Raw genomic sequence first — 13,178 nt, 5'->3', positions numbered from 1 at the left:
AGTCATCTGGAAAACCCTCGATCGGAAACGGTCGGGGGTTTTTCTTTTGCGGGGGAACAAGGTATAAGTAAGGGCGCAATACTTCGGCTTTACGGGTTTAGGGCAATGAATGTTCAGAAAAAAAGTGCGCTTTTCTGCTACGCTGCCGCCCGACACTGATGATAATAAATGGGGATTACAATGCGGATTAACCTCTTGCTCGGACTGGCAGTGGGAACTTTACTGCTGGCGGGCTGTAGCAGCTCCAATCAACTGAGTTCTGGCGGCGAACGTGTGACCTTCGTCGACCAACAACCAGCCAGTCAATGTCAGCTGCTGGGAACGCTTACCGGCTCACAGAGCAACTGGCTAACCGGTTCAGGCGGTGAAGGCAGTTCACTGCGTGGCGCGGCTAACGACCTGCGCAACCGCGCGGCAGAGATGGGCGGCAACGTGATTTATGGCGCCACCAGCCCGACGCAGAATCTGCTGTCTGCTTTCGCCCCGCTCGACAGCAAAATGTCTGGCCAGGTGTATAAGTGCCCGTAAGCTGTCGTCGTAAAAAAAAGCCGCTGATGCGGCTTTTTTTATTCCTGGCGCAACTGTAAATCCAGCGGCGTCTTGCTTGGCTCTCCACCAATCTCACGTGCCAGTTTAGGCACCATGTAGCCTGAAACCATTGCCAGCAGCTGACGCATCAGTCCGCGCGCTTCTTCATCCGCAACATAGAAGTGCGCCGCGCCTTGCACCTTATCCAGCACGTGCAGGTAATAGGGCAGAATGCCGGCATCAAACAGCGCATTGCTCAAGTTTGCCAGCGCCTGCGCATCGTCATTCACACCACGCAGCAGCACGCTCTGGTTGAGCAATGTTACGCCCGCGCGCTTTAGCATCTGCATGCCGTAACGCAGTTCGTCGTCAATCTCTTGCGCATGATTAATGTGGCTCACCATCAACACCTGCAGACGTGTGTCTGCCAGAATCTGACACAAACCTTCGGTGATACGTGCCGGAATCACCACTGGTAAGCGGCTGTGAATGCGCAGGCGTTTGAGGTGGGGGATTTTTTCCAGCGCGGCAACCAGCCAGGCCAGCTCATGATCTTTTGCCATCAGCGGGTCGCCGCCGGAGAAAATTATCTCATCCAGTTCAGGATGGGTGGCGATGTAATCAATCGCGGCTTGCCAGTTACGCTTGTTGCCCTGGTTATCCTGGTAGGGGAAATGCCGGCGGAAACAGTAGCGGCAGTTGACGGCGCAACCGCCTTTTACCAGCAGCAGCGCACGATTTCTATACTTATGTAGTAAACCAGGTACCACGCTGCTTTGTTCATCGAGCGGATCGGTGCTATAACCTGGCGCATCAATAAATTCCTGACGGCTGGTGATGACTTGCAGTAGCAACGGGTCCATTGCATCGCCTTTTTTCATGCGTGCGATGAAGGCGCGCGGTACGCGCAGGGCGAAAAGCTTGCGTGCATCAGCGCCTGCAGCCAGATCTGTATGTTGATCCAGAGCTAAAAGTTGCAGTAATTCAGCAGGTTCGGTCACAACATCAGCGAGTTGCTGCAACCAATCTTCTCTGACGGGGGGATTTAGGGTTACAATGTGTGCCATTTTTTTGGCTATTTACCAGTTCAATATTTACAGAGGGCCTTTATGGCGACTTATCTTAGCAACGATTTCCGTCCCGGTCTTAAAATCATGTTCGAAGGCGAACCTTATGCCATCGAAGCCAGTGAGTTTGTTAAGCCGGGTAAAGGCCAGGCATTTGCACGCGTAAAAATGCGTCGTCTGCTGACCGGTTCTCGCGTTGAGAAAACCTTCAAATCTACTGACTCTGCCGAAGGCGCAGACGTTCGTGATATGACGCTGCAATACTCTTACAACGACGGCGACTTCTACTACTTCATGCACCCGGAATCTTTCGAGCAGTATCAGATCGAATCTAAAGTGCTGGATGATGTGACCAAGTGGCTGCAGGACAACGCTGATTGTATCGTTACCCTGTGGAACGATAAAGCGATCGCCGTTCAGCCGCCGAACTTCATCGAAGCTGAAGTGGTCGAAACCGATCCAGGCCTGAAAGGTGACACCGCGGGTACTGGCGGTAAGCCAGCAACGCTGTCTACCGGCGCGGTCATCAAAGTGCCACTGTTTGTGCAGATTGGCGAAGTAGTAAAAGTAGATACCCGTTCTGGCGAATACGTTTCACGCGTAAAATAATCGTCAAATCAGGCGCATCGGTGATGCGCCTTTTCTCTCTTTCTGAGTTCAGAAAAATGAAAAAGATGGCAAAGTTTGCTGTTTTTGCGTTGCTGGTCTCCTCCGCTTTGAGCGCCTGCAACACTTTTCATGGCTTTGGTGAAGATGTCTCGCATTTAGGCGGCGCCATCTCACACGCAGCTGAGAAATAATTCGCTGCCACTTCTCTTTTTTACTCCGCCCATCCGCAGTTTTACAGATCGAGACTATGCTTTAAGAGCTGTACTTTTACTGCAACCAAAAAGGATATGGCTATGTTAAAGAAAAGTATTGTTGCGATTTTTTCCGTGCTGGTACTCTCTTCCGTTCTGACCGCTTGCAACACCACGCGTGGTGTTGGCGAAGATGTTTCGGCGGGCGGCAAGGCAATTCAGCGCAGCGCACAGTAAGATATTCCGGTGCGAAAGCTGCTTTCGCACCGGTTCTCATCTCTATTTCTGCTCAACCCAAATCAGCTCATCAACCGGGAATCCGGCACTTCTGGCCTGTTCAACCAAACGCTGTTTAATGCTTTCGTCCAGCTGAGGCGTGCGCGACAGAATCCATAGGTAACTGCGATTGGGTCCACAGACCAGCGCATAGCGATAGTCTGGATCTAGCGCAATCACGTTGTAACCGCCGTAGAACGGACCAAAGAATGACACTTTAAGCGAGGCGCGCTGTTTATCGCCGGTGAAATAGGCTTTACCGACGCTCTCCTGCCAGCGTTGCTTGGGTTGATTGAAGCCGCGGTTTACCACTTTTAAGCCGCCATCTTCGCGCGGGCTATAATTGGCCGTGACCTGCTGTAAACCGCGTTCAAAGCGGTGATCAAGGCGGGCGATTTCATACCATTGACCGAGATAACGTTGGCTATCAAAGCCCTCTACCACCGTGACGCCCTTGGGCGGTGTGGTCGAGCAGGCCACAGAGAGAAAAGCGCTGAGGCTGGCGAGCAGGGTTTTCCATGGGGACATTGTGGGATTCCTTTACGATTTTAATGAGTTAAGTATAGCCGCCCGTGACCAAAATGTTGGCTGTGCCAGCCGCCTTTGCTGCGTCGTTGTTTGCCATCGTCAATGCGGGTAGACTTCCACCCCTTATCTGTATGAGGAGTCATCAACATGAGCGAAACGGCAAGCTGGCAGCCGAGCGCATCTATTGCCAATTTGTTGAAACGCGCCGCTATTATGGCGGAAATACGGCGTTTCTTTGCCGATCGCGGCGTGCTGGAGGTCGATACCCCGGCGATGAGTCAGGCGACCATTACGGACATTCATCTGGTACCTTTCCAGACGCGTTTCGTTGGGCCGGGCGCTGCTGAAGGGCGCGATCTCTGGCTGATGACCAGTCCGGAATACCACATGAAGCGCCTGCTGGCAGCGGGTAGCGGACCGATTTATCAAATGGGCCGCAGCTTCCGTAATGAAGAAGCGGGACGTCACCACAACCCAGAGTTCACTATGCTGGAGTGGTATCGTCCGCATTACGATATGTACCGCCTGATGAACGAGGTGGACGATCTCATGCAGCAGGTGCTGGAGTGTGACAGCGCCGAATCCCTGTCGTATCAACAGGCGTTTATTCGTCATCTGGAGATCGATCCGCTGTCTGCTGATAAAGCGCAGCTGCGCGAAGTGGCGGAGAAGCTGGGCGAGGGCGAGTTAGCGAACCGTGAAGAAGACCGCGATACGCTGCTGCAGCTACTGTTTATGCTGGGCGTTGAGCCAAAAATCGGGATTGATAAGCCGTGCTTCGTCTATCACTTCCCGGCCACGCAGGCGGCGCTGGCTGAGATCAGTACTGAAGATCACCGCGTCGCTGAGCGCTTTGAGGTTTACTACAAAGGTATTGAGCTGGCGAACGGTTTCCGTGAGTTAACTGATAGCCGTGAACAGCGTCAGCGCTTTGAGCAGGACAATCGTCGTCGTGCCGCGCGGGGCCTGCCGCAACATCCTATCGATACCAACTTGCTGGATGCACTGGCGCACGGTATGCCGGCTTGTTCCGGCGTGGCGTTGGGGGTCGATCGTTTGATTATGCTGGCGCTGAAAGCCAGTTCATTAAGCGAAGTGATCGCCTTCCCGGTCGATCGCAGTTAAACCCTATGGGCGCGTAAGCGCCCTTATGGTGTCGTGGTGGTGGGCGCGGTTACTTCCGGGAACTCCTGAATGGTTACCGGCAACGTCATTTTCTTTTCATTGCGCAATATCTGCACGTCAATCACCGAGCCTGGGCGAATTTCTGCCACCTGATCCATGGTTTCCTGCGCTGAGAGCGCGGTTTTGCCATTCACCTCAAGCAGCACGTCATTAGCCTGAATCCCGGCGCTATCGGCGGGGCCACCTGGCGTAACATCGCTGACAATGATGCCCTGAACGCGATCGAGGTTATTCCCCTGGCCGTGCAGCGGCGGCAGTTCGCGACCGGTGATGCCAATGTATCCGCGAATCACCCGACCATCACGAATCAGCTTATCCATGATTTTGCTCGCCAACGCGGTAGGAATGGCGAAACCAATCCCTTCTGGCGTCTCGCCATCGCTGCTTTTATCAAACGTCAGCGTGTTAATGCCCATCAATTCGCCGAGCGAGTTAATCAACGCGCCGCCTGAATTGCCCTGATTGATGGAAGCATCGGTTTGCAGGAAGTTTTGTCGGCCAGATGAGCTCAGGCCAACGCGTCCGGTGGCACTGATAATGCCTTGCGTCACGGTTTGGCCGAGATTGTACGGATTGCCGATGGCCATTACCACGTCGCCGATGTGTGCGATACGTTTAGCGTTAATTGGGATCACCGGCAGGTTTGACGCGCTGATTTTCAGCACCGCTAAATCGGTCATGGCATCAGAGCCCACTAACGTGGCTTCGAAGAAACGGCCATCCTGCAGCGCGACGATGATCTGATCGGCGTTGTTGATGACGTGTTTGTTGGTCAGGATATAACCTTTGCCGTTCATGATCACGCCAGAACCGAGCGTGGTGATACCGCGATTGTTGTTGCCGTGGGCGCTGCGGTTATAGACATTGACGACCGCGGGCACGGCACGTCGCACACCCTGATTGAAACTGACGGGTGCTTCATCATCGCTATTGTCATGCTCAAAGGTGATATTGCTGCCCATACGCAGCGCAGGGATCGCGACGAGCAGTAAGCCAGCCACGATCAGGCCCATCACCACAGAACGCAAAAGTTTAAGAAACATGGTGTTATTTCAAGCCAGGTGAGATCGCAGGGCAGAATAGCATGAGAAAGGCGGACAAACACCTGCTTGTCCGCCTGATGCGAGGATTATCGCAGAAGCAGGTAAATACTTTCGTCGCCGCGCACCACGTTCAGTGCCAGCACCGGTGGTTTGCCTTCCAGCACTTTGCGCATTTCGGCAATCGATGCCACGCGATTGCGGTTCACACCGATGATCACATCGTCTTTCTGCAAACCAACTTGCTCCGCTGGCGTGCCTTTTTCGATGGCATCGACTTTCACGCCTTTATCACCGGTTTTAGTCGCGCCGTCGCTCAGCGTTGCGCCTTGCAGTGCTGGAGACATCAGCTGCGCGCTGGCGGTAGTCTGCGCGCTTTGTTCCAGCGTGACGGTGACATTTACCGGTTTGCCTTCACGCAGCAGGCCGATCTTCACGTCCTGGCCCGGCGGCGTTGTACCCACTTTGACACGCAGCTCGGCAAAGCTGGTAATCGGCTTATCATTGATGGAGGTAATAATATCGCCGGCTTTAATGCCCGCTTTCTCGGCGGCAGATTTCGGCAGCACTTCCGAAACAAAGGCACCGCGTTGCGCATCAACGTTAAACGCTTTGGCGATATCGGCGGTCATTTCCGTGCCTTTAATGCCCAGCTGGCCGCGCTTCACTTCGCCGAACTGGATAAGTTGCTGCGCGAGATTCATCGCCATATTGGCTGGGATCGCGAAGCCAATACCGATGTTGCCGCCGCTGGAAGCCAGAATCGCGGTATTAATACCAATCAGCTCGCCATTCAGGTTAACCAATGCACCGCCGGAGTTGCCGCGGTTAATTGCGGCATCGGTCTGGATAAAGTTCTCCAGCCCTTCCAGATTCAGGCCGCTACGACCCAGCGCAGAGATGATGCCGGAGGTGGCCGTCTGACCAAGGCCAAAGGGATTACCGATAGCCACCGCAAAATCACCCACTTTCAGCGAGTCCGAATCGGCGATTTTCACCTGGGTGAGGTTTTTTGCGCCCTCAATTTGAATCAAAGCGATATCGGTCTGCTCATCATGACCAATCAGCTTGGCATCGTATTCGTTGCCGTCGCTCAACTGCACATTGATTTTGTCTGCGCCGTTCACCACATGATTGTTGGTAAGGACGTAACCTTTCGCGGCATCGATAATCACACCGGAACCCAGCCCTTCAAACGGCTGCGGTTGGGATTGTCCCGGCGCCTGACCAAAGAAGCGTTTCAGCGGCTCGGGGATATCTTGCGCCTGCTGGCCGGAATCGGTGCCCTCAACATGCACACTGACTACCGCAGGCAGAACTTTCTCCAGCATCGGTGCCAGGCTTGGCAATGCTTGTCCCTGAATCTGGGCGGGTAGCGTGGCCAGCGCGCTCGGTGCCGCGGCCAGACTCATGCCAATGCTCAAGGCTAATGCGCTCAACAGTCGTGCTTGTTTTTTCATTGCTACAACGCTCTCGCTGCGAAAAGAAAAGGGGATAAAAAAGTGTGACAGTCTTTTGGGGCAAGGGTTCGACAAACAAAAAGGGCACAGCCAAGCTGTGCCCCAAAAGGATTAATTACGCGGTGTGCGATCGCTACCCCGTAACAGGCCGGATGCGCCTTCAGAGTAATCGCGCGGCATTTGTACCGGCGCCTGATCGTTATCCGCTTCGGCTTCCGTTAACTGGTAGGCAAACGGATTTTTCTCGCCTGGCAGATTTGGCAGCAGGTCGTTTGACCCCTTCGCCATGTGCTGATACAGCTGGCGATAATCATGCGCCATGTTGTCCAGCAGCTCGGCACTGCGTGCAAAGTGGTTGGTGAGCTCCTCGCGGTAATCCGCCAGCTCAGCCTTCGATTTTTCCAGCTCATACTGCATGCTACGCTGCTCACGCAGCTTCTTGTTGCCAAAACGCATCACTACCGCGCCGACAATAATGCCAATCACTAAACCAATCAGCCCGTATTCCCAGGTCATAATGACTCCCGTGTAATTTCCGTTGTTTCGTAGGGCATTGCTTCTGCTGCAACATCAACTTCAATAGCAGCCACTATACCCAATAATCTATTGGAAGTGGAACTATCGGGCTGCATAGCATAGTGTAGAGCGGCCTAATTTTCGTCAACCGACCCGTGAATCGGACTTTTTCAGGGATTCTGAGAGAACCATGCAAACCTCATCTCCGCTTGCACGTTATGAGCAGGCGCTGTCGCAGGGCGAATTCCGCCCGGATGACGTACAACGAGAAGCGATTACCCGCTTAGATGCCATCCAGCAAGGACTGATTGCCCGTCAGCAACACGTTGAACCGGAAGCAAAAGGTCTGTTTGGCCGCTTATCTAAGATGATCAATAAAGAGAAAAGCACCCGCGATGCGCCGGTGCGCGGCCTCTATATGTGGGGTGGCGTTGGGCGCGGTAAAACCTGGGTAATGGACCTGTTTTTTCAGTCAATTCCTGGCGATCGTAAGCTGCGTCTGCATTTCCACCGCTTTATGCTGCGTGTCCATCAGGAGCTGACGCAACTGCAGGGCCACAGCGATCCGCTGCTGATTGTCGCCGATCGCTTTAAAGCGGAAACCGACATTCTCTGTTTTGATGAATTTTTTGTCTCGGACATCACCGATGCCATGCTGCTCGGCACGCTAATGGAAGCGCTGTTTGCGCGCGGTATTTCGCTGGTCGCGACCTCGAATATTCCGCCGGATGAACTCTACCGCAACGGCTTGCAGCGTGCGCGTTTCCTGCCTGCCATCGAACAAATCAAACGTCATTGCGAAGTGATGAACGTTGACGCCGGTATCGACTACCGCTTACGTACCTTAACGTCGGCACATTTGTGGAATTTCCCGCTGAGCGATGCCACGCATAGCGAAATGGAGCGCATGTTCCGCGCGCTGTCAGGCAAAGCACGTGAAGATGCGCCGGTGCTGGAAATTAACCATCGGCAGATGCCGACGCTCGGCGTGCATGAAGGCGTGTTGGCGATTGATTTCCTGACGCTATGCGGCGAAGGGCGCAGCCAGCATGACTATATTGAGCTATCACGCCGTTTTCATAGCGTCTTGCTGTATGATGTGCCGGTGATGATTTATAAGACCGAAGATCAGGCGCGTCGCTTCCTTGCGCTGGTCGATGAATTCTACGAACGCCACGTGAAACTGGTGGTGGCGGCAGAAACGTCACTGTTTGAAATTTATCAGGGCACACGCTTGAAGTTTGAGTATCAACGCTGCTTGTCGCGTTTGCAGGAGATGCAAAGCGAAGAGTATTTGCGTCTGCCGCATCTGCCCTGATGACGTGGCAGAAATCGCAGGATTTAGATGCAAAAAGGTTCGATCTTTGAGTTCGACTTCTCTATAATCTTGCGACCCCACGTTACAGCATCGGTTTTCTTTCCCAAGAACTCGATGTGATCCGGTAACTCACTTGAAGGGGTGGCTTGCTGGGCAAAATGGTCGTGTGAGCCTCAATCGTTTACTTAGCGTTTGGGATTTCACCAACGTGTAACTTTTTATTTGGGTAAGCTTTTCAATGAAAACTTTTACAGCTAAACCAGAAACCGTACAGCGTGACTGGTATGTTGTTGACGCAACGGGCAAAACCTTGGGTCGCCTGGCGACTGAACTGGCGCGCCGTCTGCGTGGTAAGCACAAAGCGGAATACACTCCGCACGTTGATACCGGTGATTACATCATCGTTCTGAACGCAGAAAAAGTTGCTGTAACCGGCAACAAGCGTACTGACAAGATTTACTATCACCACACTGGCCACATCGGTGGTATCAAGCAAGCGACCTTTGCAGAGATGATCGAGCGCCGTCCTGAGCGTGTGATTGAAATCGCGGTTAAAGGCATGCTGCCGAAAGGCCCACTGGGTCGTGCTATGTACCGTAAACTGAAAGTTTACGCAGGCAACGAGCACAACCACGCGGCGCAGCAACCGCAAGTTCTTGACATTTAATCGGGATTATAGGCAATGGCTGAAACTCAAAACTACGGCACTGGTCGCCGCAAAAGCTCTGCCGCTCGCGTCTTCATCAAGCCGGGTAGCGGTAACATCGTAATTAACCAGCGCTCTTTGGAGCAGTATTTCGGTCGCGAGACTGCACGCATGGTCGTGCGTCAGCCGCTGGAACTGGTTGATATGGTTGGTAAATTTGACCTGTACATCACCGTTAAAGGTGGTGGTATTTCTGGTCAGGCTGGTGCGATCCGTCACGGTATCACACGCGCTCTGATGGAGTACGACGAGTCTCTGCGTTCTGAACTGCGTAAAGCGGGCTTCGTTACCCGTGATGCGCGTGAAGTTGAACGTAAGAAAGTCGGCCTGCGTAAAGCACGTCGTCGTCCGCAGTTCTCCAAGCGTTAATTGTTTGCTGCTTCGGCAGCGGCAGTTGGCTCAAAAAACCCGCTTCGGCGGGTTTTTTATTATCTGTATTTATGATTTTTTCCCACGAAAAACGCGAGCTTTACCCGCATTTTGCCCGCAAATCATCATGCCCGCCCCACAAGCTGCTTAAAATCTGGTAAACTCACTGTCACTTTGCGCCTGCGAGACGCAGCGTTGTGCTTGTCGTTCCTGTCGGGAAGACCGGGCGATGCTTCTAACGCTGACGGTAGGCGAATCTGATGAGCCGGTGAGTCGCCGCGTGGTTGGCTATTCGCAGTATCTTTTTGTGAACAAACTTGGAGGTTTTCATGGCTGTCGCTGCCAACAAACGTTCGGTAATGACGCTGTTTTCTGGTCCGACTGACATTTTCAGCCATCAGGTACGTATTGTACTGGCTGAGAAGGGCGTCAGCGTGGAGATCGAGCAGGTTGAAACGGATAACCTGCCGCAGGATCTGATTGACCTCAACCCGTATCGCACCGTACCTACGCTGGTCGACCGTGAACTGACGCTGTATGAATCACGCATCATCATGGAATACCTCGATGAGCGTTTCCCGCACCCTCCGCTGATGCCGGTTTACCCGGTGGCACGTGGTGAAAGCCGTCTGATGATGCACCGCATCGAGCAGGATTGGTATAGCCTGATGCGCACCATCGAAACCACCAACGGTGCAGAAGCCGATGCAGCGCGTAAGCAACTGCGTGAAGAGCTGCTGGCCATTGCGCCACTGTTCGCACGCACGCCGTTCTTCATGAGTGAAGAGTTCAGTCTGGTGGATTGCTATCTGGCACCGCTGTTATGGCGTCTGCCGCAGATGGGTGTTGATCTGTCTGGCGCGGGTTCTAAAGAGCTGAAAGGCTACATGACACGTGTGTTTGAGCGTGACTCTTTCCTTGCGTCACTGACGGAAGCAGAACGTGAAATGCGCCTGCAAGCTCGGGGCTAACGTATGGAAATGTCGCAACTAACGGCGCGTCGTCCCTATCTGCTGCGAGCGTTCTATGACTGGTTGCTTGATAACCAGCTGACGCCGCACCTGGTGGTCGACATCAATCTGCCTGGTGTGCAGGTGCCGCTGGAGTATGCGCGTGATGGACAGATCGTTCTGAACATCGCGCCGCGTGCGGTTGGCAATCTTGACCTCGCCAATGATGAAGTGAGTTTTAATGCGCGTTTCGGCGGTGTACCGCGTCAGGTTTCTGTGCCAATGGCTGCGGTTCTGGCGATTTATGCCCGTGAAAACGGCGCTGGTACCATGTTTGAACCGGAACCGGCCTATGAGCTGGCGACGGACGAACAAGAAGCTGGTGGTCAGGAAGAGACGATGATGTCTGTGATTGATGGCGATCGTCCGGACGATGCGACTGACGACGATCACTCGCCAGATGATGAGCCGCCACCGCGTGGCGGACGACCTTCACTACGTGTAGTGAAGTAATACGTCTGAGAGTGAGAAATAAAAAACGGGCCGATTGGCCCGTTTTTTATGCCTGCGCGTCTTAGTAGACGTCGCGCAGATAGCGTTTATCTTTCTTGAGTTGATCGATGTAAGCCGCAGCACGTTCGCTGGACAAGCCACCGAACTGACGAACCACTTCATACAGCGCAGCATCCACATCTTTCGCCATACGCGAGGCATCGCCACATACGTAGAAGTAGGCGCCATCCTGTAGCCAGGCATACAGCTCCGCGCCTTTCTCTAGCATGCGGTTCTGCACGTAAATCTTCTCTTCCTGATCGCGCGAGAAGGCCAGATCGAGATTAGTCAGCAGACCTTTCTCCTGCCATGCCTGCAACTCATCTTCATAGATGTAATCATGTGCCTGATGCTGGTCACCGAAGAACAGCCAGTTTTTGCCTTCAGCGCCGGTGGCCTGGCGCTCCTGCAGGAAGGCGCGGAACGGAGCGATACCCGTTCCCGGGCCAACCATGATCAGCGGCGCATTGCCGTTTGCTGGCACGCGGAACGCTTTGTTAGGCGAAATGAAGATCGCTGGCTTTTCGCCACGACGTACACGTTCAGCCAGGTAGGTTGAACACACGCCTTTACGCTCGCGGCCGCCGCTGTGATAGCGCACGGAAGCGATGGTCAGATGCACCTGATTAGGGTGCGCTTTCGAGCTCGACGAGATGGAGTACGCGCGGTGCTGCAATGGACGCAGCATGGCAACCAATTCCGGCACTGACAGGCTGCGCGTCAGCTCAAGCTGCAGCAGATCCAGCGTATCTTTGCCCCACAGCCAAACGGCAAGGGTATCTTTATCGTCGTGCTGCAATACGTGACGCAGTTCCTGGTTGGTGGTGTGCTGTCCAACCCACTCAATCAGTTTGCGTGATGGCTCAGAGATTTCGAACTGATACGTCAGCAGATCGCCGAGGTTACGGTCAAAGCCTGGCACCGGCGTCTCATAGTCCGCTTTCAGTTCGGCCAGCAGCAGTGACACCAACGCTGCGTCATTCACGGGAATCACACCCAACGCGTCGCCCGCTTCATATTTCAGACCGCTGTCGCTGAGATCGAATTCAAAGTGGCGAATATCTTTTGCCGACTCTTCTGCTGAAAGACGCTTGTTCGTTGCCAGCGCAGCTGCATAGGGATTTTGCTTATTGCTGCCCGGAATCACCGGCGCTTCTGGCGCACTTTCCAGCGCGGTACCGCTACTGCCAGCGCTGGCAGCAAACTGTGGCATTGCCGTGCCGATCCACTCGCTGGATGGCTCTTCAAAGTCGATATCGCAGTCGATACGATCGGCAACACGTTTCGCGCCGAGCTGCTCGAGACGCATATCGATGAATTTACCTGCCTGGCAGAAACCGTCGTAGCCGGTGTCGCCAATTGCCAGGACCGCAAAGTGCATCTGCTCCAGACGTGGCGCGGTGCTGGCTGAAATCGCCTGCCAAAACAGCTGGGCGTTATCCGGCATTTCGCCTTCGCCGTAGGTTGAGGTAACGATCAGCACGTGGCGCATAGTGGCGAACACATCCAGATCCACCTCACCCAGCGCCTGTACCACCGGCACCAGACCTTTGGCACGAGCGGCCTTGGCAGCCGTTTGTGACAGCGCTTCAGCATTACCGGTCTGTGAACCGAACAGGATATGCAGTTGCGTATTGGCACCTGCGGCCGGCGCGCTCTGCTTGTCTTCTAATACCAGCAGGCGCGAATGGAGACCGGCGAGAAAGCCTGCCAGCCAGTATTTCTGCTCACCGTTAAACGGTGCATCTTCAGGAATGTAAGGAATTTTCATCGGTAAGGCACTCAATCCTGTTCAAAATTTTTTCCCCGTCATACTTCAAGTTGCAGATGCGTTGGCTGCTCTCGCTCACCCGAATCACTTACTTGAGTAAGCTCATCGTGAT

At 53.9% G+C, this 13,178-nt stretch carries 16 protein-coding genes; 10 read left to right on the top strand and 6 right to left on the bottom strand.

From position 1 onward, the window contains the following. The first annotated feature begins 180 nt into the window (after nucleotides 1-180). Nucleotides 181-528, top strand: coding sequence for a DUF4156 domain-containing protein (locus WFL93_RS15535; RefSeq protein ID WP_336778512.1), 348 nt, complete (start codon nucleotides 181-183; stop codon nucleotides 526-528). Nucleotides 529-566: 38 nt separating this feature from the next. On the opposite strand, the gene epmB is transcribed toward WFL93_RS15535, so the two are convergent. Then, nucleotides 567-1,595, bottom strand: a complete 1,029-nt coding sequence (gene epmB / locus WFL93_RS15530) for an EF-P beta-lysylation protein EpmB (RefSeq protein WP_049851343.1) — start codon at nucleotides 1,593-1,595, stop codon at nucleotides 567-569. A 42-nt stretch (nucleotides 1,596-1,637) separates the two neighbouring features. On the opposite strand from epmB, the gene efp reads away from it, so the two are divergent. The 3 genes from efp to WFL93_RS15515 all read left to right on the top strand — a co-directional run bounded on the left by efp (nucleotide 1,638) and on the right by WFL93_RS15515 (nucleotide 2,632). Continuing rightward, the gene (efp, locus tag WFL93_RS15525; protein WP_007886590.1) at nucleotides 1,638-2,204 is read left to right on the top strand and encodes an elongation factor P; all 567 of its coding nucleotides are present in this window, start codon (nucleotides 1,638-1,640) and stop codon (nucleotides 2,202-2,204) included. Between the two features lie 56 nt (nucleotides 2,205-2,260). Then, nucleotides 2,261-2,395 (top strand): entericidin A/B family lipoprotein, encoded by a 135-nt coding sequence (locus WFL93_RS15520; protein ID WP_007886591.1) that lies wholly within the window; start codon nucleotides 2,261-2,263, stop codon nucleotides 2,393-2,395. Nucleotides 2,396-2,497: 102 nt separating this feature from the next. Further along, nucleotides 2,498-2,632 (top strand): entericidin A/B family lipoprotein, encoded by a 135-nt coding sequence (locus WFL93_RS15515; protein WP_007886592.1) that lies wholly within the window; start codon nucleotides 2,498-2,500, stop codon nucleotides 2,630-2,632. A gap of 42 nt (nucleotides 2,633-2,674) precedes the next feature. Here the strand turns inward: WFL93_RS15515 and WFL93_RS15510 are convergent, their stop codons facing one another. Further along, entirely contained in the window at nucleotides 2,675-3,199 is a 525-nt protein-coding gene (locus WFL93_RS15510) for a lipocalin family protein (protein WP_007886593.1), read from the bottom strand. 147 nt (nucleotides 3,200-3,346) lie between these two features. Between WFL93_RS15510 and epmA the strand changes: the two genes are divergently transcribed. Further along, nucleotides 3,347-4,324 carry an elongation factor P--(R)-beta-lysine ligase gene (gene epmA / locus WFL93_RS15505; RefSeq protein WP_049851344.1) on the top strand — a complete coding sequence of 326 codons (978 nt, stop codon included), beginning with the start codon at nucleotides 3,347-3,349 and terminating at the stop codon, nucleotides 4,322-4,324. Between the two features lie 23 nt (nucleotides 4,325-4,347). On the opposite strand, the gene degS is transcribed toward epmA, so the two are convergent. The 3 genes from degS to zapG all read right to left on the bottom strand — a co-directional run bounded on the left by degS (nucleotide 4,348) and on the right by zapG (nucleotide 7,400). Continuing rightward, nucleotides 4,348-5,427, bottom strand: a complete 1,080-nt coding sequence (gene degS / locus WFL93_RS15500) for an outer membrane-stress sensor serine endopeptidase DegS (RefSeq protein ID WP_180822952.1) — start codon at nucleotides 5,425-5,427, stop codon at nucleotides 4,348-4,350. An 86-nt stretch (nucleotides 5,428-5,513) separates the two neighbouring features. Continuing rightward, nucleotides 5,514-6,884 carry a serine endoprotease DegQ gene (gene degQ, locus WFL93_RS15495; RefSeq protein WP_007886596.1) on the bottom strand — a complete coding sequence of 457 codons (1,371 nt, stop codon included), beginning with the start codon at nucleotides 6,882-6,884 and terminating at the stop codon, nucleotides 5,514-5,516. A 111-nt stretch (nucleotides 6,885-6,995) separates the two neighbouring features. Continuing rightward, nucleotides 6,996-7,400 (bottom strand): Z-ring associated protein ZapG, encoded by a 405-nt coding sequence (gene zapG, locus WFL93_RS15490; protein WP_007886597.1) that lies wholly within the window; start codon nucleotides 7,398-7,400, stop codon nucleotides 6,996-6,998. 190 nt (nucleotides 7,401-7,590) lie between these two features. On the opposite strand from zapG, the gene zapE reads away from it, so the two are divergent. The 5 genes from zapE (at nucleotide 7,591) to sspB (ending at nucleotide 11,256) form a co-directional block, all read left to right on the top strand. Then, on the top strand, nucleotides 7,591-8,718 hold the full coding sequence (gene zapE / locus WFL93_RS15485) for a cell division protein ZapE (protein WP_049851346.1): 1,128 nt from the start codon (nucleotides 7,591-7,593) through the stop codon (nucleotides 8,716-8,718). 238 nt (nucleotides 8,719-8,956) lie between these two features. Beyond that, on the top strand, nucleotides 8,957-9,385 hold the full coding sequence (gene rplM, locus WFL93_RS15480; RefSeq protein ID WP_007886599.1) for a 50S ribosomal protein L13: 429 nt from the start codon (nucleotides 8,957-8,959) through the stop codon (nucleotides 9,383-9,385). A gap of 15 nt (nucleotides 9,386-9,400) precedes the next feature. After that, complete coding sequence (gene rpsI, locus WFL93_RS15475; protein WP_007886600.1) at nucleotides 9,401-9,793, top strand: 30S ribosomal protein S9; 393 nt, start codon at nucleotides 9,401-9,403, stop codon at nucleotides 9,791-9,793. Between the two features lie 329 nt (nucleotides 9,794-10,122). After that, nucleotides 10,123-10,764, top strand: coding sequence for a stringent starvation protein SspA (gene sspA / locus WFL93_RS15470; protein WP_007886602.1), 642 nt, complete (start codon nucleotides 10,123-10,125; stop codon nucleotides 10,762-10,764). 3 nt (nucleotides 10,765-10,767) lie between these two features. After that, complete coding sequence (gene sspB / locus WFL93_RS15465) at nucleotides 10,768-11,256, top strand: ClpXP protease specificity-enhancing factor (protein ID WP_336778511.1); 489 nt, start codon at nucleotides 10,768-10,770, stop codon at nucleotides 11,254-11,256. Nucleotides 11,257-11,317: 61 nt separating this feature from the next. Here the strand turns inward: sspB and WFL93_RS15460 are convergent, their stop codons facing one another. Beyond that, nucleotides 11,318-13,066: a sulfite reductase subunit alpha gene (locus WFL93_RS15460; protein ID WP_007886604.1), complete on the bottom strand. Its 1,749-nt coding sequence runs from the start codon at nucleotides 13,064-13,066 to the stop codon at nucleotides 11,318-11,320. Nucleotides 13,067-13,178: the final 112 nt, after the last annotated feature.

The sequence above is a fragment of the Pantoea sp. USHLN256 genome, assembly GCF_037149875.1.
Classification (GTDB): domain Bacteria; phylum Pseudomonadota; class Gammaproteobacteria; order Enterobacterales; family Enterobacteriaceae; genus Pantoea; species Pantoea nemavictus.
This window is presented reverse-complemented; position numbering and strand designations above follow the sequence as displayed.